At 71.8% G+C, this 18,959-nt stretch carries 12 protein-coding genes; 5 read left to right on the forward strand and 7 right to left on the reverse strand.

Features of this window, described 5'->3' with window-relative positions:
* Window positions 1-30 precede the first annotated feature (30 nt).
* Both M1P99_RS15970 and M1P99_RS15975 read right to left on the reverse strand, forming a co-directional pair.
* A complete protein-coding gene (locus M1P99_RS15970) occupies window positions 31-1,344 on the reverse strand; it encodes a glycosyltransferase (RefSeq protein WP_304453422.1) in 1,314 nt (437 codons plus the stop codon).
* 390 nt (window positions 1,345-1,734) lie between these two features.
* Window positions 1,735-3,285, reverse strand: a complete 1,551-nt coding sequence (locus M1P99_RS15975; protein ID WP_304455708.1) for a S1C family serine protease — start codon at window positions 3,283-3,285, stop codon at window positions 1,735-1,737.
* Window positions 3,286-3,599: 314 nt separating this feature from the next.
* Here M1P99_RS15975 and M1P99_RS15980 point away from each other — a divergent pair, with 314 nt between their 5' ends.
* Complete coding sequence (locus M1P99_RS15980; protein WP_304453423.1) at window positions 3,600-4,205, forward strand: response regulator transcription factor; 606 nt, start codon at window positions 3,600-3,602, stop codon at window positions 4,203-4,205.
* A 24-nt stretch (window positions 4,206-4,229) separates the two neighbouring features.
* Here the strand turns inward: M1P99_RS15980 and M1P99_RS15985 are convergent, their stop codons facing one another.
* Entirely contained in the window at window positions 4,230-6,377 is a 2,148-nt protein-coding gene (locus tag M1P99_RS15985) for a SpoIIE family protein phosphatase (RefSeq protein WP_304455709.1), read from the reverse strand.
* Between the two features lie 166 nt (window positions 6,378-6,543).
* Here M1P99_RS15985 and M1P99_RS15990 point away from each other — a divergent pair, with 166 nt between their 5' ends.
* Both M1P99_RS15990 and M1P99_RS15995 read left to right on the forward strand, forming a co-directional pair.
* Window positions 6,544-10,893 carry a HAMP domain-containing protein gene (locus M1P99_RS15990; protein WP_304453424.1) on the forward strand — a complete coding sequence of 1,450 codons (4,350 nt, stop codon included), beginning with the start codon at window positions 6,544-6,546 and terminating at the stop codon, window positions 10,891-10,893.
* 5 nt (window positions 10,894-10,898) lie between these two features.
* Window positions 10,899-11,546, forward strand: a complete 648-nt coding sequence (locus tag M1P99_RS15995; RefSeq protein ID WP_304453425.1) for a two-component system response regulator — start codon at window positions 10,899-10,901, stop codon at window positions 11,544-11,546.
* 719 nt (window positions 11,547-12,265) lie between these two features.
* Here the strand turns inward: M1P99_RS15995 and M1P99_RS16000 are convergent.
* A complete protein-coding gene (locus M1P99_RS16000; protein ID WP_304453426.1) occupies window positions 12,266-13,441 on the reverse strand; it encodes a GAF domain-containing protein in 1,176 nt (391 codons plus the stop codon).
* Between the two features lie 164 nt (window positions 13,442-13,605).
* Here M1P99_RS16000 and M1P99_RS16005 point away from each other — a divergent pair, with 164 nt between their 5' ends.
* Window positions 13,606-14,367 carry an ANTAR domain-containing response regulator gene (locus tag M1P99_RS16005; RefSeq protein ID WP_304453427.1) on the forward strand — a complete coding sequence of 254 codons (762 nt, stop codon included), beginning with the start codon at window positions 13,606-13,608 and terminating at the stop codon, window positions 14,365-14,367.
* Window positions 14,368-14,459: 92 nt separating this feature from the next.
* On the forward strand, window positions 14,460-14,822 hold the full coding sequence (locus M1P99_RS16010; protein ID WP_304453428.1) for an STAS domain-containing protein: 363 nt from the start codon (window positions 14,460-14,462) through the stop codon (window positions 14,820-14,822).
* 73 nt (window positions 14,823-14,895) lie between these two features.
* On the opposite strand, the gene M1P99_RS16015 is transcribed toward M1P99_RS16010, so the two are convergent.
* The 3 genes from M1P99_RS16015 to M1P99_RS16025 all read right to left on the reverse strand — a co-directional run bounded on the left by M1P99_RS16015 (window position 14,896) and on the right by M1P99_RS16025 (window position 18,769).
* Window positions 14,896-16,164 (reverse strand): aminotransferase class I/II-fold pyridoxal phosphate-dependent enzyme, encoded by a 1,269-nt coding sequence (locus M1P99_RS16015; RefSeq protein ID WP_304453429.1) that lies wholly within the window; start codon window positions 16,162-16,164, stop codon window positions 14,896-14,898.
* 257 nt (window positions 16,165-16,421) lie between these two features.
* Window positions 16,422-17,342 carry an anti-sigma factor RsbA family regulatory protein gene (locus M1P99_RS16020; RefSeq protein WP_304453430.1) on the reverse strand — a complete coding sequence of 307 codons (921 nt, stop codon included), beginning with the start codon at window positions 17,340-17,342 and terminating at the stop codon, window positions 16,422-16,424.
* A 149-nt stretch (window positions 17,343-17,491) separates the two neighbouring features.
* A complete protein-coding gene (locus tag M1P99_RS16025; protein ID WP_304453431.1) occupies window positions 17,492-18,769 on the reverse strand; it encodes a glycosyltransferase in 1,278 nt (425 codons plus the stop codon).
* Between the last annotated feature and the right edge of the window lie 190 nt (window positions 18,770-18,959).

Genomic DNA, 18,959 nt, shown 5'->3' on the forward strand with positions numbered 1-18,959 from the left:
CCGAGCCTAGGGTGTTCTCCCCCGAACGGCCTAGGCACGGCCGCGGCCCGCGCCCGACAGGGCTCCGACCGCCGCCTCCAGGTAGATGCGCTCGAACCGTTCCAGTGAGTCCTCCAGGCGGTGCCGCTCGGCCATCGCCCGGCTGTACGCGCCCATCCGGACGCGGCGGTCCTCGTCGGAGACCACCTCCGCCACGCGCGCGGCGATCTCCGCCGGCCGCCCCGGCGGGAACAGGTACCCGTTGCGGCCCTCCTCCACCAGGTGCGGAAGCGCCATCGCGTCCGCCGCCACGACCGGCAGCCCGCTCGCCATCGCCTCCAGGGTGGCGATGCTCTGCAGCTCGGCGACACCCGCGATGGCGAACACGTCCGCGCACCGGTAGACGTCCGGCAGGTCGGCGTGCGCGACGAAACCCAGGAAGACGACGCGCTCCGCCACGCCCTCCTCCCTGGCCAGCTCCTCCAGACGGCGGCGGTGGGACCCGTGCCCGGCGAGCACGAGCTGCGTGTCCGGGGTCAGGGCCACGGCACGGATCAGTTCGTCGGTGCGCTTCTCCTCGTCCAACCGCCCCACGAACACGAGAGTCCTGCGGTCGGGCACCCCCAGCCGGGCGCGCAGCCGACGCCGATCGGCCGCACTCCCCTCGAAGGGCCGGAAGCGGGCGAGGTCGATCCCGCAGGAGACGGGTTCGACGGCGCGGCCGAACCCCTGCTCGCGCAGCAGGCGCGCCGCCGCCGGGGTCGGGGTGGTCACGTGCTCCACACCGGAGAGGACCTCGCGCAGGTCCCACCAGGCCATGCGGGCGACGTGCGGGCGCAGCGGGGCCGGTACGCGCAGGTAGTCGAACAGGTTCTCCGGCATGAAGTGGTTCGTCGCCACCACCGGAACGCCCCGGCGGCGGGCGGCCGGAGCCAGGATCCGGCCGACCACGAAGTGGTTCTGGATGTGCACGGCGTCCGGCCGCAGGCGCTCCAGGAGGCGGTCCATGTGCCCGCGCACGCCCGGCGGCAGTGCCAGGCGCACGCTCTCGTGGGCCAGCGAGGGCATCGACCGGAGCCGGTGCTCGACGACACCGTCCCGCTCCACCACGCCCGGCGGCCCCTCCGCGGAGGGGCACACCACGTGCACGCGCACGCCGCGCTCGACCAGGCCCCGGGCCAGTCGAGCGGTGAAGTAGGCGGCGCCGTTGACGTCGGGCGGATAGGTGTCGGAGCCGATCAGTACCCGCGTGCCCCGGGGTCCGCCCGGGCCCGCGAGCCTCGGCCGCGGGGGCCGCGGGCCGGTGAGGGCGTCGGGGGGCGCACCGACGGGAGCGGCGGCGGGGGAGGCGAACGACGTGGACATGGGTCGGATCTCCTGGGCGGCCGGTGCGGCGTCGGTCGCCGCGTACGCACGAGTGTGACCGACCACAGTTGACCGTCGCCGACCTCTCGGTAACGGCAGGGCGACCGGTCAGGGAGCACGCGGCCCGGGAGACGATACTCCTCGGGTCCGCGTGCGCACTCCGACACACCTGCGTGTTGTCGATCGGTGACCTGGCGCGGATCGTGCCTGGTCAGGCGTGGGCGGGCGGGACGAGCGCCGGGGCGGCGGTACGGAGCGCACGCGGCCCGGGTCCAGTCGCCCGGGGTGCCCTGGGGGCGGGCGTCCTCCACGCCAGGGGCGGCCCGGACCGGTGGTCCGAGCCGCCCCTGGCGTGAGTGTGGAGAGGGCGTCCGCGGGCGGACGCGCGCGTCAGTCGCCCTCCGACTCCTCCCCCTGCTCGACGGAGGTCGAGCTCTGCTCGCCGAGCGTCACCGTGACGTCCTCGGGTGATCCGCTGCCGCCCTTGCGGACGCCGAGCGTGATCTCCTCGCCCGCCTGGTGGGAGCGGATCGAGGCGATGAGCTGGTCCGGGCTGCTGATCGCCTCGCCGTCGACCGCGACCACCACGTCGTCGGGCTCCAGCCCCGCCTGCTCGGCGGCACCGCCCTCGATGACGTCCACGATCGTCGCCCCGCCCCGCGGGTTGCCGGAGATGGTCGCCTCGATCGCGGGGTAGCTCGCGCTCCCGGTCTCGATCAGCTGCTCGGCGATGGGCCGGGCCTGGTTGATCGGGATGGAGAAGCCGAGGCCCACCGACCCGCTCTCCTCCGAGATCCCGGCGATCGCGGTGTTGATGCCGATCACCTCGCCGCTCATGTTGACGAGCGGACCGCCCGAGTTGCCGGGGTTGATGGCGGCGTCGGTCTGGATCGCGTTGATCACGGTGGAGGTGAAGCCGTTGCCGCTCTCGGTCGCACCGGTGTTGACCGGCCGGTTGAGCGCGCTCACCACACCCGTGGTGACCGTACCCTGCAGCCCCAGCGGGGAGCCGATGGCGACGACGTCGCCCCCCACCCCGATCTGGTCGGAGTCGCCCAGCACGGCCGGGGTCAGGTCGGTGCGGCCCTCGGCCTGGATCACCGCGATGTCGGAGACCGTGTCCGCGCCCAGGACCTCGGCCCGGGCGGTCGAGCCGTCGTTGAACAGGACCTGGAGTTCGCCGTTGCGGGCCGAGGCCACCACGTGGGCGTTGGTGAGGATCTGGCCGTCGGAGGACAGGATCACGCCACTGCCGCTGCCGTCGGTGGTCTGGATGGACACCACGCTCGGCAGGACGGTGTCGGCGACCTCTCCGACCTCGCCCTCGGTGGGCGTGCTGCCCTGCTCGCCGTCGAGCGAGCTGCTGGGGGAGCCGAGCCCGCCACCGGGCAGCAGGTAGGCCGTGCCCAGGGCGGTGGCCGGTCCCACGATGAGGCTGGTGACCAGGGCGGTCGCGGCGGCGATGGCGATGATCTTGCCCGAGCCGCGCTTCGGGGCGGGCGGGGGCTGGGCGCCCGGGGGCATACCGCCGTAGTGCGGGTGCTCCGGGGGCGTCCCACCGGGGGGCGGGGGCTGCTGGCCGCCGTAGCCGCCCTGTCCGGGGTGCCCGGGGTACCCGCCCTGTCCGGGTTGGCCGGGGTGGCCGCCCTGTCCGGGGTGGCCGCCGTACCCGCCCGACGCGAAGGCCGCGGTCTGGGGTGCGCTCGAGTATCCGCCGCCGTGCGGCGGTACGGAGGAGCTGGGGTGGTGGGAGAACGGCTCGGATGCCTGGGCCTGGGCCTGGGCCTGGGCCGCACCCGCTCCCAGGCCGGGCCCCTCACCGGAGGTGTCCTGCGCGGCGTAGGTGTAGGCCGCGCCCTGGTACTTCTCGGGTCCGGTGGCCCAGTGCGGTCCGGAGGGCGGCGAGAAGCGCGGGGACCGGCTCTCGGAGGGGTCGTCCACCTGGTTCTCGGAGGAGGGCCCCTCGGGCGGGGTCGGCTCGCCGGGGGCGGGCGCGGTGTCTTCGTTCGGTTCGTTGGGGTTCAACTCATCCTCCGGCTGGCGGGACGATGCCTGCTGACACTCATCATCTTGAGCCGCATGGGTTAGAACAGGGTGAGAGCGCGATATACCAGGGTTTCGAGTCCGCTCCCACGTTGTGGGCCGGATGTGCGCGGTGCCGTCGCCCCCTGGCGGCGACCGCGAGTGACGAGCACACCACGATGTCCGGAACGATACCGTGCCCGCGCAAAACGGACACCGGGGAAGGAACGACCTTGATCAAGATCGTGCTGGCGGATGACGAACACCTGGTCCGTGGAGCCATCGCCGCCCTCCTCGGCCTGGAGGAGGACCTCGACGTCGTCGCCCAGGTCGGGCGGGGCGACCAGGTGGTCGACGCCGTCCTGGAGCACGGCGCCGCCGTCGCCGTGCTGGACATCGAGATGCCCGGCGCGACCGGGCTCGAGGTCGCGGGACGGCTCAGGCAGCGGACGCCCGACTGCGGCGTGGTCATCCTCACCAGCTTCGGCCGACCCGGGTACCTGCGCCGCGCGCTTGCCTCCGGGGCTCGCGGCTTCCTCGCCAAGGACGCGCCGGTGGACCAGCTGGCCGGCGCGATCCGCCGCGTCCACGAGGGCGGCCGCTACATCGACACCGACCTGGCCGCGGCCGCCATGGTGGGCGGGGAGAGTCCGCTGACCGACCGTGAGGCCGAGGTGCTCAGAGCGGCGTCGGACGGTGCCACGGTCGCTCGCATCGCCGCGTCCCTGCACCTGACCGAGGGGACCGTGCGCAACTACATGTCCAACGCCATCGGCAAGACCGGCTCGGACAACCGGATGTCGGCGATCCGCACGGCCCAGGACATGGGCTGGCTGTGAGTCCGCGGGTCCGGCGGCCCCGGCTCAGAGGAAGCGCAGGACCAGCATGGCCGTGTCGTCGGTGTGGCCGCCCGGGGCGTACTCCTCCAGCTCGCGGTCGATGCGGCTGATCACCGCCTGGGCGGTCAGGCCGGCGCAGCCGGAGAAGATCTCCATCAGGCCCTCGTCGCCGAGCATGTCGGAGTTGCTGCGGCGCTCGGTCACGCCGTCGGTGACCGCCAGGACGACCTCCCCGGGGCGGATGTCCACGTTCTCCGTCGAGAAGCCCACGTCCTCGAACGCGCCCAGGAGCGGCTGGGAGGAGCCGAACGACTCCACCTCGCCCTTCTGGTTGAGCCGCAGCGGGAGGGGGTGGCCGGCGGAGACCATGCGCAGGCGCATACCGCCGGACTCGTCGGTGGCCGGGGTCATCTCCCCGTACAGCATGGTCAGGAAGCGGGTCGAGGTGTTCTCGTCCAGGATCGCCATGTTCAGCCGCTGCATGATGTGCGACGGGGTGAAGCCCTCCTTGGCCAGGGCACGCAGGGTGTGGCGGGCCAGCCCGGTGACCGCGGCCGCCTCGGGGCCGGTCCCGCAGACGTCGCCGATGGCGAAGCACCACCGGCCGCTGGCCGCGAACACGTCGTAGAAGTCCCCGCCCACCACGTTCTTCTCGTCGGCCGGACGGTAGAACACCGCGTGGTCCACGCCCGGGATGGTGGGCTCCTTCTCCCGGGCCGGCAGCAGGCTGCGCTGGAGCGCCTCGCTCATCGCGGACTGCTTCTCGTGCAGCCGGGCGTTCTCCATGGCCGAGGCCACCCGGCGGCTGAGGTCGTCGGCGACGTCCACCTCGTCCCGGGTGAAGTCGTCGGACTCGCCCTTGCCGATCGTCATCCGGCCGAGCGGGCGTCCGTGCGCGACCAGCGGGATGCTGATCGCCGAACCGCGCGCCAGTTCACGGGCGAGGTGCTCGTCGACCTCCGCCAGGTCCGAGGGCGACCACAGCGGCTGCGGGTCGCGCTCCTCGCGCGGGGGCAGGCTCGTGAGCAGGTCGCGCAGGACGTCGTTGTAGTTCTCGTCCCCGTGGACCACGTGGGTCAGCTCGAAGGTCCCCAGCTCGTTGATCGTGTGGATGGCGCACCACTGGCCCAGACGGGAGGTGATCAGCTGTGCGGCCAGGGCCCCGGTCATCCGCTCGTCCAGCGTGCCCGCGAGCAGGTCGCTGGCCTCGGCCAGGAAGCTCAGGGAGGCGCGCCGGTTGAGCTCGACCTCCGCCAGGCGGGCCCGCTCCACCGGCAGGGCGATGAGGTCGGCGCCCTCCTGTAGGCGCTTGGCCGCCGTGGGGCCGAAGTGGCGCGGGCGGCCGGAGGCCACCCCGAGGAGCCCGGTGACGCGGCCGTCCACGATGAGCGGGGCCGTCACCAGCGACCGCATGCCGCTGCGCGCCAGGCGGCCCCGGTTGGCCCGGGCGATCATCAGGTCGTCGTTGATCACCGCGCCCGGTTCCGGCGCCGCGGACGGGAAGACCTCCTCGGTGCGGACCCGCAGCGGGCGCCAGGGATCGTTGAGGCCGACCGCGGAGCGCACCTCCCACATGGTCTCGTCCGAGGTGGCCAGGGCGATGTAGGCGGCGTCCCCGCCGAGCGCGGTCGCCGCGTGCTCCACCGTGCGCTCCAGGAGCTGGGGCAGGCTCAGCCGCGCCCTCAGGGCGGCGTCGAGCGCGGACCACGTCGTGGGACGCGAGGCGCGGCGCACCCCGCCGCGTACCGGCGGGGACTCCAGGGACGCCCGTTCGGGCACGTCGTCCACCCGGAACCACACGGCCTTGTCCGCCCGCCCGTAGCTCACGCCCCAACTGGAGGCGATGGCCGAGGCGAGCGCCAGGCCGAGGCCCCCGGTACGGGCGTCGTCCCCCGAGGAGGAGGTGTCGACGGAGAGCGGGCCGGCCTGGGGGACCGCCCTCTCGGGTGCGGCGTCCGTGACCATCACCTCGGTCGATCCCTCACCGCGGCGGACGGTCACCTCCAAGGTCGACTTGGCGTGGATGACCGCGTTGGTCACCAGTTCACTGACCAGGAGAATGACATCGTCGGTTGGCTCGACGCCCCAGGACAGCAAGGTGTCGTGGACGAACTCGCGGGCAGCCGCGGCGGTCTCCGGAGCCGGAGGGAACTCGTGCCGGGCGACCTTCAACGCATCGTGTGCTGGCAAGCCGTATGTGTCCTTCGTCACTGGGCGGGGGCGCGGTCACTGCCACGATACGCGTGGTGTGCGACCAGGACTGCTTGGTCAACCCACCTGTGCCCGACCTCGTGGGCGGTTAGTGTAAGGCAGCGACACCTTTCAGTGGAGGGATTCGATGCCCGAGGCGGTCCAGGAAGTGGCCGAAGAACAGCTCGACGAGATTCTGCGCGCCCTGTACCGCATGCGGGACGGCGACTTCAGCGTCCGCCTGCGCAAGCGGGGCAGCGGCACCATCAGGGAGATCGCCTCGGTGTTCAACGAGGTGGTCGACCACAGCGAGCAGTTGAGCAGCGGCCTGCAGCGGGTCGGCGACGTGGTGCGCGACGAGGGCCGGCTCAACGAGCGCGTCAGCGTCAACCCCGCACGCGGCGCCTGGGGCAAGAGCGCGCAGGCCCTGAACGACCTCCTCGACGAGGTCGCCGATCCCGTCACCGACGTCGCCCGGGTCCTCGACTCCGTCGCCGAGGGCCAGCTGAACCGCAGGGCCTCCACCGAGGGGCGCCGGGGCGAGCTCAACGGGGACCTGCTGCGCCTGGCCACGACGGTGAACCGGATGGCCGACCAGATGAGCGGCTTCACCGAGGAGGTCACCCGGGTGGCCCGCGAGGTCGGCACCGAGGGCAAGCTCGGCGGCAGCGCCAAGGTCGAGGGCGTCTCCGGCGCCTGGCGCGAGGTCACCGAGAACGTCAACTCGATGGCGGACAACCTCACCAACCAGGTGCGCGACATCTCCGCGGTGACGACGGCGATCGCCCAGGGCGACCTGAGCAAGAAGATCATGATCGACGTCCAGGGCGAGATGCTCAACCTCAAGGACACCGTCAACACGATGGTGGACCAGCTCTCCACCTTCGGTGACGAGGTGACGCGGGTCGCGCGCGAGGTGGGCACCGAGGGCAAGCTCGGCGGGCGCGCGAACGTGCGAGGGGTCCAGGGCATCTGGAAGGACCTCACCGAGAACGTCAACTCGATGGCCGACAACCTGACCAACCAGGTGCGCGACATCTCGCAGGTGACGACCGCGGTGGCCCGCGGTGAGCTCACCCGCAAGGTCGAGGTCGACGTCCAGGGCGAGATGCTCGCCCTGAAGAACACCGTCAACACGATGGTGGACCAACTGGACTCCTTCGCCGACGAGGTGACGCGGGTCGCGCGCGAGGTGGGTACCGAGGGCAAGCTCGGCGGGCGCGCCAACGTCAAGGGCGTGTCGGGGATCTGGAAGGACCTGACCGACAACGTCAACTCGATGGCCAACAGCCTCACCTACCAGGTCCGCAACATCTCGCAGGTGACGACGGCGATCGCCAAGGGCGACCTGAGCAAGAAGATCACCGTGGACGCCCAGGGCGAGATGCTCGACCTCAAGGACACCATCAACAAGATGGTCGACCAGCTGGACTCCTTCGCCAGCGAGGTGACCAGGGTCGCCCGTGAGGTCGGCACCGAGGGCAAACTGGCCGGACAGGCCCACGTCCGCGACGTGTCGGGCGTGTGGAAGGACCTGACCGACAACGTCAACTCCATGGCCAACAACCTCACCTACCAGGTGCGGCAGATCTCCATGGTCACGCGCGCGGTGGCGGCCGGCGACCTGACCAAGAAGGTCACGATCAACGCCAAGGGCGAGATCCTGGAGCTGAAGGACACCATCAACGTCATGGTGGACCAGCTCTCCGCGTTCGCCGACGAAGTGACGCGGGTGGCCCGCGAGGTGGGTACCGAGGGCAAGCTCGGCGGGCGCGCCAACGTCAAGGGCGTCTCCGGCATCTGGAACGACCTCACCGAGAACGTCAACTCGATGTCGCACAACCTCACCACGCAGGTGCGCAACATCTCCGAGGTGACGACCGCGGTCGCCGCGGGCGACCTGACCAAGAAGATCGACGTCAACGCGCAGGGCGAGATCCTGGAGGTCAAGACGACGGTCAACACGATGGTCGACCAGCTGTCGGCCTTCGCCACCGAGGTCACCCGCGTGGCCCACGAGGTGGGCAGCCAGGGCCAGCTGGGCGGCCAGGCCAAGGTCGAGGGCGTCTCCGGCACCTGGAAGCAGCTCACCGACAGCGTGAACGGCCTGGCGGGCAACCTCACCACACAGGTCCGCGCCATCGCCGAGGTCGCCAACGCCGTCGCCAAGGGCGACCTGACACGCAACATCCAGGTCGACACCCGCGGCGAGATGGAACAGCTCAAGGACAACATCAACCTGATGGTGTCCAACCTGCGCGAGACCACCGCCGACCAGCGCGACGCCGACTGGCTCAAGTCCAACCTGGCCCGCATCTCCGGCCACATCCAGGGGCACCGCGACCTCCACGAGCTGGCCCGCCTCATCATGACCGAGGTGACACCGCTCATGGAGGCCCAGCACGGGGCCTGCTACCTGCCCGAGGACCAGGACGACCAGGACATCTTCCGCCTCTACGCCGGGTTCGGCTTCGAGCCCGAGGACGGCCGCCGCCGGATCCGCAAGGGTGTCGGCGTCGCGGGCGAGGCGCTGCAGCAACAGGTCGAGCAGCACATCCGCAACATCCCCTCGGGCTACGTCACCGTCGAGTCGGGACTGGGCGAGGCCGAACCCCGCAACCTGTACATCCTGCCGATCGTCTCCGAGGAGCGCTCGCTCGGCGTCATCGAGTTCGCCTCCTACAGCGAGTTCCGGGAGATCCACAAGAACTTCCTGCGCCAGCTCGTGGCGCTCCTGGGCACCACGATCAACACCATCCTGGCCAACAACCGCACCGAGCACCTGCTCGAACAGTCCCAGCAGCTGGCCAGCCAGCTGCGCGAGCGGTCCAACGAGCTCCAGCGCCAGCAGGAGGAGCTGCGGGGCAAGAACGCCGAGCTCCGCCAGAAGGCCACCCAGCTCGCCAACCAGAACCGGGCCATCGAGCTCCAGAACCAGCAGATCCAGCGCTCCAGGAACGCGCTGGAGGAGCGCGCCCACCAGCTCCAGGTCTCCTCCAAGTACAAGTCGGAGTTCCTGGCGAACATGTCGCACGAGCTGCGCACGCCGCTCAACAGCCTGCTGATCCTGGCCCGGCTCCTGGCCGACAACGGCGAACAGAACCTGTCCCCGAAGCAGGTCGAGTTCGCCCAGACCATCCACAAGGCCGGCAGCGACCTGCTGCTGCTCATCGACGAGATCCTCGACCTGTCCAAGGTGGAGGCCGGGCGCGCCGAGGTACAGCCCAGCGAGGTGTCCATCGCCCAGCTCGTCGACTACGTGGAGGCCACGTTCCGGCCGGTCACCGGCGAACAGGGCCTGGCCTTCGCCGTGGACGTGTCCCCGGACATCCCCGGCACCCTGTGGACCGACGAGCAGCGCCTCCAGCAGATACTGCGCAACCTGCTCTCGAACGCGGTCAAGTTCACGCCGCAGGGCGAGGTGCGGCTGCTGATCGAGCCCGCCTGGGCGCTGGACGACGCCGACCTCGACATGTTCGTGGAGAACGAGGAGGTCATCGCGTTCACCGTCGCCGACACCGGCATCGGGATCGCCGAGGACAAGCTCCAGGTGATCTTCGAGGCCTTCCACCAGGGCGACGGCGGCACCTCCCGCCGCTTCGGCGGCACCGGGCTGGGGCTGTCCATCAGCCGCAACTTCGCGCGCCTGCTGGGCGGCGAGATCCGCGTCCAGAGCGTCGCCAACCAGGGATCGACGTTCACGCTCCTGCTGCCGGTGCGCCTGCCCGAGGACGCGGCGGAGCGCGCCGAGGAGCCCAGCGGCCTCGAACCCGTCCAGGTCGCCGACACGCCGCAGACGCGCGCCGTCGAGCGCGCACCGGCCGGCGACGGCTTCGACCTGCAGGACGAGGACTTCGACGCCGCCGTGGCCGCGCTCACCGACCTCGGCAACGAGCCGCTGCCCACGGTGCCGGTGCTCAAGGCACCCGAGACGGCCCCGGGCTCGGCCGACGCCGAAGAGGAGCACGACACCGTCGAGGCCAGGCCCGACCCCGAGCGCAGAGCCGTTCTGACGGGCCGGCGCGTCCTCATCGTCGACGACGACGTGCGCAACGTCTTCGCGCTCACCAGCGCGTTGGAGGCACAGGGCCTGGAGGTGCTCTACGCCGACAACGGGCGCTCGGGCATCGAGCGCCTGGAGGCCAACGAGGACATCTCCCTCGTCCTGATGGACGTGATGATGCCCGAACTCGACGGCAACGAGACCACCCGCAAGATCCGGGACATGCCGCAGTTCGCCGACCTGCCCATCATCTCCCTCACGGCCAAGGCGATGCAGGGCGACCGCGAGCGGAGCCTGGCCTCGGGCGCCACCGACTACGTGACCAAACCGGTCGACCTGGACCACCTGCTGGACGTCATGCGACGCTGGCTCACCGCGGGCCGGGAGGAGACCATCGCCGGTGCGGCGGCGGACGAGGCCCGATCCGATGCGTCACCGGCCGACGCGAACGGGCACAATGGCGCAACGGACGCCCCGACCGAAGACCTGGACTAATCAACATGACCCAGAAGGCCAACATCCTTCTCGTCGACGACCGCGACGAGAACCTGATCGCGCTGGAGGCGGCGCTCACGTCCCTCGACCAGAACCTGGTCCGGGCCAACTCCGGCGAGGAGGCGCTCAAGCACCTGCTCGGCACGGACTTCGCCGTCATCCTGCTGGACGTGGTCATGCCCGGCATGGACGGCTTCGAGACGGCCGCGCACATCAAGCAGCGGGACAAGACCAAGGACGTGCCGATCATCTTCCTCACCGCGCAGGAGATCGACCGGCACCAGGTCTTCCGGGGCTACGCCTCACGCGCCGTGGACTTCCTGCTCAAGCCCTTCGACCCCTGGGTGCTGCGCTCGAAGGTCGAGGTGTTCGTCGAACTCCACCAGCTCAAGTCGCAGATGCGCGAGCAGGCCCGAGCCCTGCAGCGCGACCTGGGGCAGGAGACCGGCGAGCCCGGCCGGGTCCTGGCCGAACAGCTCTCGCAGCGCTCCCGGCAGGTGCAGTCCGACCTCGCCGAGCTGCGCGAGCACGTCATGACCCACTACCAGGACACCGACCAGCCCCTGGTGGAGAGCGTGCGACGGATGGACAGCTCGGTGTCGCGGCTCTCCACCCTCGTCGACACCGTCCACGGTCCCTCGGGCGCCCTGTGACGGGTTGGGTTCGGGTTGGGTTCGGGTTGGGTTCGGGGCGCTTCATGCCGGGTCCTTCGTCGTCGACTTGCCTTGCTCGTTCCTCGCTGCGGCCCCGTCTCCTCCTGCAGGCTCCGGCGCGCCCCTCACCCCTGTGCTTTCTTTGGGCCTCCGCTCGTTCCTCGCTTTGGCCCGTGCGAGGGGTGCTCAGGGTTCTTTGTCGTCGCCTGCGCCTGCGCTCGTGCCTCGCTTCGGCTTGACTCCTCCCGCAGAATCCTGGGCACCCCTCGCAACCCCCCTGTGGCTCGGGCAGGCCGAACGGCCACCTCCAACCCCCAGGGGTCCTGTGAGTACAAACGTGCACCTCTAACCCCCTGGGGTCACGTGGGCACAAGCGTGCTCGTCCCCCGGTAGCGCCGAGAGCCGGTATGTACACGTCCGATCTCTTCGGGTTTCGGAAAGAGTGCAGCCGCCTGCGCCCAGGGGGCCGGACGTAGGCCGTCCAGCCAACAGGTGTGCAGGGGGTGAGAGGGAGGCCGTTCAAGCCGCCTCGGCCCCATGGGGTCGGGCGTGCACACATCAGCCTGCGCAAACCCCAGGGGGGTTGATCCGGGCCAAAGCGAGGAACGAGCGGAGGCCCAAAGAAAGCACAGGGGTGAGGGGCGCGCCGGTGCCTGCAGGAGGAGCCAAGCCGGAGCGAGGAACGAGCGCAGGCGCAGGCGACGACGAAGGACCCGGCGTCAAGCGCCCCGAACCCGAGGTGGGAGCGCCAGGCCGATGTGCTCGCCGATCTCCTCGATGAGGCCCAGGTCGGCCAGCCGGAAGCTGCCCCGGGCGCTGCGCCGGATCAGTGTGAGGGCGCCGCGCACGCCCCGGCTGCCCCGCAGCGGCACCGACAGCAGCGAACCCGCGCCCAGGGCCGCGAGCAGCGGCACACCGGACGCGGTGTGGCCGAACACGCCCTCGTCCTCGATCAGCGGGAAGAGCAGCGACTGGCCCCGCACCAGCACCTCGCCGAGCACGGCGCCCTCGCCCGGCGCGGCCGCCGCCACCGCCTCGCGCAGCACCGCGGGCGCGTCCGTCGGCCCCGCGACCTCCGCCCGGCGCGCCGCCTCGGGGTCGCCCGGAAGATCGCACACGTCCACGACCACCCAGTCGGCGTAGGAGTCGGCCAGAAGGTCGGCTGCGTCGGCCAGTGCCAGCGGTTCACCGGCGCCGCTGGGGCCGGCGCTGCGCAGCAGCAGGCGCGTCATCCGGGTGAGCACGTCCAGCCGACGGGCCGCCAGCACGACCACCTGGTCCTCCACCTCCGGCGCCAGCGGAGAGGGGCCCTCCTCGTCGGCCCCGCCCATCGGCGGCGACATCGCCACCAGGACGAGCGGATGCGGCTCGGTGGGCAGTTCCAGGCGCGTCAGCGTCAGGTGCACGTCCTCGGCCCAGCCGCGCTGGGCCAGCCGTGCCTGCACGGTCGTGGACCCGCCGCCGCGGAGGACGGACGCCAGCCACGACTGCAGCGCCGCGCGTGTGCGCAGGTCGACGAAGTGCGTGAACGGCTTGCCCGTGAGGTAGCCGGGTGCGCTGCCCAGCTGGGTGGCGCCGGCGTTGTTGATCCTGCGGATGTAGCCCTCGTGGTCCAGGAGCACCACCGGGACGCTGAGCTCGGCGAACATGGCGCGGAGGAGGACCCGGTCGCCGTCGTCGCCCTGGCGCCGCGGCTCCGGCTGCTCGCTGTAGGACCGTGCCAGTTCCGCGCCCGCGTCGGCGAGCAGGCGCTCGGCGTACTCCAGTTCGGTGAGCGCGGCCTCGGCCGTGCCCCGGGCGTCGTCGGGGTACATCGCGTGGGTACTGCGCAGGGCGGCGACGCGTTCACTGAGCGCATTGGTCTCACGCTGCAGTCCGGCGAGGTTCTCGGACACGCTCGGGTCTCCCGGTCTTCGTCGACGGCGTCTTCGGCGGTTCCCGCTCCGGGGGCCACGACACCGTTGTCTCCGGTGCCCGCCCCCGACGCTAGTGGATGTCGGGACGGGCTGACGTCCGAGGTTACGGTATAGGGGGCCCCGACGCGGAAGGAGGCCGTACGGTGTGGATCGAACGCCTGGCCCGCGACATCGGTGCGTTGGGGCAGAACGAGGGCACCACCCTCGAACGCGCCCTGGACCAGATGAGCCGTGCCGCCGCCCTGGGCGTGCCCGGGTGCTCGGCCGCGCTCGTGGTCGTCTGGCGCGAGGTCGAGGGGCCCGACGGCTCCGTACGGCACGTGGTGGCCGACTACGGGGCCTCGCACGCCGACCTGTCCACCGCCCTGGAGCACCAGTACACGAGTGACCAGGGGCCGACCGTGGAGGCCGTGCGCGAGATGCACCAGGTCCGGGTCGGCGACGTCCTGCGCGAGCACCGCTGGCCGCGGTACACGAGCATGGCGGTCCAGTGCGGTGACCGCTCCTCCGTCACGGTGCCGAGCGAGGGGCCGGGCGACGAACGCGTCCTCACTTTCGGCGTCCACTCGTCGCGGGCCGACGCCTTCGACGAGGACGTCGTCGTGCCGCTGACCGCGCTGCTCGCCGAACACGCCGCGGCGGCCCTGCACAACGTGGGCCGACAGGCCGACGCCGCGCGCGAGACCGCGCACATGCGCCGGGCCATGTCGGCGCGTACTGTGATCGACCAGGCCAAGGGGATCATCATGCACGCCCGCGGCTGCGACGCCGACGCCGCCTTCGCCGCGCTGCGGGAGGTGGCCCAGCGCAACCGGAAGAAGGTCGTGGACGTGGCCCGCGACCTCCTGGCCGAGAACACCGGACCGCAGCAGAGGATGCGCCGCCCCGGGGCGGACGGCCGGTGAAGGCTCCGCGAACCCTGCGTGACGAGTCCCGAGCGTGACCCTTGGCCGCCATGATGTGATCAGGGGCCGTCCGTCGACAAGGAGAACCGAGCGTGACGACAGACATCTCGACCCGCCGCGAGGATGGCGTCGTCGTGGTCACCCCCGTGGGGGAGATGGACGCGGTGACCTCCCCCGCCCTGGCCGACGTCCTGGAGGTCGTCCTGCAGGAGGTTCCCGTGGGCGTGGTCGTCGACCTCGCCAAGGTCGCCTTCTGCGACTCCCGCTGTATCGGTGTGCTCGTCGCGGCCTACCGCCACGCGCGCGACCAGGGCCTGGGCCTGGTCGTCGCCGAACCCCAGCAGCAGGTGAACCGGTTGTTCGTGATCGCCGGCATCGACCAGGTCATCCCGATCCTGCCGAGCACCGGCGCCGCCGTGGGCTCGTTCCAGGACCAGGGCGGCACCGAGGACTAGGGCGTGTGCGGCCGAACACGCCCTGGGGGCGCGCACCGGGTGTTACCCGTACGCGCCCCCGCTTCGCGGCGGATCAGGCGCCGGCGGCCTTCTCATAGCCGACCAGGCGCACGCACACCGTGAGACCGTGCATCGCCCGCTCCAGCTCGGCCAGGCCGGGGAAGCTCGGCGCGATGCGGATCGTGGCGTCGCGCGGGTCGTCACCGTAGGGGTGCGTCGCCCCGGCCGGAGTCAGCACGATGCCCGCCTCGGCCGCGCGGCGCACGACCTCCTTGGCGCAGCCCTCGACGACCTCCAGGGTGACGAAGTACCCGCCTTCGGGGTCGGTCCACGTGGCCAGGCCGGTGCCGCCGAGCTCCTCGGACAGGATCCGCTGGACGGCGGCGAACTTGGGTGCCAGCAGCTCGCGCTGCCGCTCCATGTGCGCGCGCACGCCCTCGGCGTCCCGCAGGAACTCCAGGTGGCGCAGCTGGTTCACCTTGTCGGGGCCGATCGAACGCTTGGAGTTGTTGGCCGTCAGCCAGTCCACGTTGGCGGCGGAGGAGCCGAAGAAGCCCACACCGGCACCGGCGAAGGTGACCTTGGAGGTGGAGCCGAACACGAACGCGCGGTCCGGGTTACCGCTCTCGGCGCACGCGGTGAGGAGGTCGGCGATCTCGACCGGCTCGTCGGTGAGGTGGTGCGCGGCGTAGGCGTTGTCCCAGAAGATCCGGAAGTCGGGAGCGGCCGTCTCCATCCGCGCCAGCCGGGCCACGGTCTCGTCGCTGTAGCTGACGCCGCTCGGGTTGCTGTACTTGGGCACGCACCAGATGCCCTTGACCGCCGCGTCCTCGGCGACCAGGCGCTCCACGACGTCCATGTCCGGGCCGGACCCGTCCATGGGGACCGCGACCATCTCGATGCCGAACCGCTCGCACAGCGCGAAGTGCCGGTCGTAGCCGGGCACCGGGCACAGGAACACGATCCGCTCCTGGTCGACCCAGCGCGACTCGGCGCCCGGCATCACGCTCAGCAGCGCGTGGACCAGGCAGTCGTGCATCATCTCCAGGCTGGAGTTGCCCCCGGCCAGGAGCTGGTCGGCCGGTACCTGCAGCACGTCGGCGAAGATCGCACGGAGCTCGGGCAGGCCGCGCAGGCCGCCGTAGTTGCGCACGTCGGTGCCGTCGGCGGCCGTGTGGCCGCCGGGCAGGTCGAGCAGCCCCTCGGACAGGTCGAGCTGCTCGGGCGCGGGCTTGCCGCGGGTCAGGTCGAGCTTGAGGCCCTGGCCGGCGAGGTCCTTGTAGTCGCGCCGAGCCAGGTCGAGGAGCCCGGGCAGGGAGTCATCGCTCAACGGGGTGGTCATCGTGTTTCCTCCTGTGTTCTTCGCGCGCTCGCAAGCTCGCGACGGGGGTCGGGGCGCGGAGTACAGGGTTCATCGTCGTCGCCGCGCCTTGCTCGTTCCTCAGCGCGGCCACGGCTCCTCCCGCGCAACCCTGTGCGCCCCTCGCAGGACTCTTCGGGTCCTGGAAGCGGTTCGGCGGACGTTTGCCGAGGATACCGAGGGCCGCGGGGTGGCGTGGCCCGGCGGGTCGGCCTTCGGGCACCGCGGGGCCCGAAGGCTCAGCGGTCCAGGAAGTGCAGGCGCACCAGCGAACCGTCGGCGTCCCCGCAGATCTCCAGGAAGTCGCAGCTCTGGCGGGTGATCCACAGGCCGTAGCCGCGCGGGCGCATGGTGTCGGCCGGGCGGTAGCCGGTGAGCGGGTCCGAGAGCCCGCCGCCCTCGTCGAACACGTCGCACACCCACCGTCCCGGAGCCCGCCAGACGCTCACCGTGCCCTTGCCCGCCCCGTGCTCCAGCACGTTGGCGGCCAGTTCGTTCACGGCCACGACCAGGCTGTCCACGCGGCTCTCCGCAAGGCCGACGGCCGCGCCCAGCGACGTCAGCTCACGCCGCAGCCTCGGCAGGGACATCCCGATGTCCAGGCGGTGCACGGGGCCGGTGACGGGCAGCGGCTCGGGCTCGGCCGGGCGGGAGCCGAAGGCCTGCGTGCCCAGGTAGCCCGGATTGGCGGCGGGGCCGTCCGGACCGACCAGCACCGGATGGGTGGCCCGGAGCGCGGTCCTGACGCGCGGCGCCAGGCCGCGGTCGTCGTGCGCGCACAGCAGCCGTAGCCGCATCGGGGCCAGAGCGGTGCACAGCACGGACTCCAGGCGCATCCACTCGCGGAACTCCATGGACGCTCCCGACGGCAGCGGGGGCTCGGTGACCACGACCACCGGCGCGGGTTCGTGCGCGAAAGCCAAGCGGTGCAGTGCCGCCAGGGTCCGGCCCGGGGCGTCGTAGAGCCGACCGGGGGCCGTGACGTGCACCCTCGCGCGCTCCTGCGGCCTCAGACCGGCGGTCACCTCGGCGGCGCGCCGGTCGTCCACCGCCAGGACGGCGTGGGCGTTTTCGCGTAGCGCGGAGCGGAGCCGCTCTCGGGCCACCTCGTGGAACTGCCGGTCGCGGCGGAAGAGCAGTCCCTGGTGATCGAAGGTCATCGTTCGGTGATGAGCTGCGCTGTGCACGGGGGCGCCGGGGCGGCTCGGCGGCCCCTCCGGCGTCCGGGGTGTAACGGTACTGTTCCCGGTCCCGGGGAAAGGATGCCCCGGGACCGGGAACGCGTGCGCGGATGCGGCGCTGACACGGTTCAGTGCGAGGCTCCGGACAGCAGGAGGCCGTCCACCTCGTCCTCCTCGTCGTCCTCGTGCTCGACCTGCTGGGGCCGGGACCGCTGGTAGGCGATCTCCGTCTCGATGGCGATGCGCTGCCAGGTGAACCGCGAGCGGGCGCGGTCCACGCCGGCGATGCCGTAGGCGGAGCTCATGGTCGGCGTGTGCAGCACCGCACGGACGGCGCGCGCGACCTCCTCAGGGCGCCCGAAGCGGATCAGCACCCCGCTGGTGCGGTGCAGGACGGCGCCGGGGACCGCGCCGGTGGCGGTCGCCACGACGGGCAGCCCGCAGGCCATGGCCTCCAGCACGGCGCCGCCGTAGGGGTCGTAGGACGCGGCGGAGACGTAGACGTCCGCGGACCGGAGCAGGCGGGGCAGCTCCTTGCGGTCCACGGGGCCGGTCAGGTGGACGCGGTCGTCCACCCCGGCCTCCTTGGCCAGCAGCTCCACGCGCCGGGCGTTCTCGTCCAGGGCGACGTCCAGGTCGTCGGCGGTGGAGACGAGCAGGAGTTCGGCCTCGGGCAGCCGGGTCATGGCCTCCACGAGGCGGTCGGCGCCGCCCGCCTCGGTCAGGGACGTCACCGACACCAGGCGGGGCCGCTCCTCACGGCGCGACTGCCAGGGATCGGTGGAGGCGCTGCCCTCCACGCTGAAGTGGTCGGTGTCCACACCGAAGGGGACGACGCTGACCTGCTGGCGCGGAATCCCGAGCCGGGCGAGCTCGCCCTGCTGGTCGGTGGAGTTGACCAGGACGTGGTCCACGCGCTGGGCCAGGACCGACTCCATGCGCGCGCGGTCGGGGCGGTGGGCCAGCCCGGAGCGCTGCTCGCTGGCGTTGAGCGAGTGGAAGGTCTGGACGATGGGCGTGGTGCCCCTGTCATGGCCGGTGCGCGCCTGCGCGTGCAGGGCGGCCAGGCCGCTGGTCCACCCGACGGCGTGCAGCACGTCGGGGGCGTCCTCGTCCAGGGCGCGGGCGAGGGCCGTGCCGAAGGCACCGGTGTGCTCGGCCTTCTCGTCGTCCGTGAGCGGCCGTCCCGGTCCCGCGTCGAGGTAGATGACGGAGACGCCGCGTGCCATGCGTGTCCTGCCCTCCGGCTGTTCCGGAGAGCTGCGCCGGGCGTACACGGTGACCTTGTGGCCGCGTTTGGCGAGCTGTCGGGACAGCGCGCACACGTGCAGGCTCGCGGGGCAGGCCGGCTCACCGCGGTGCGCGGGGAGGGGATTGGCGTGTTCGGCGACCATGGCGATCTTCACTGGACTGGACTCCTTGGACACATCACGGTGTCCGTCGTGGGCGGGCCCGAAGGGACTCCTGAGCGGGGACGGAATCCTTGCGGGCGGTACTGGGAAGCGGCGCCGACCGGCGCGGGAACGCCACGGGGCGCGGAGGGAGGAGAGGGCGGGTCGCGGTCAGGAAGGGGATGCGGGGCCCCACGGGCCGGAC

The organism is Nocardiopsis sp. YSL2 (assembly GCF_030555055.1).
GTDB lineage: Bacteria > Actinomycetota > Actinomycetes > Streptosporangiales > Streptosporangiaceae > Nocardiopsis.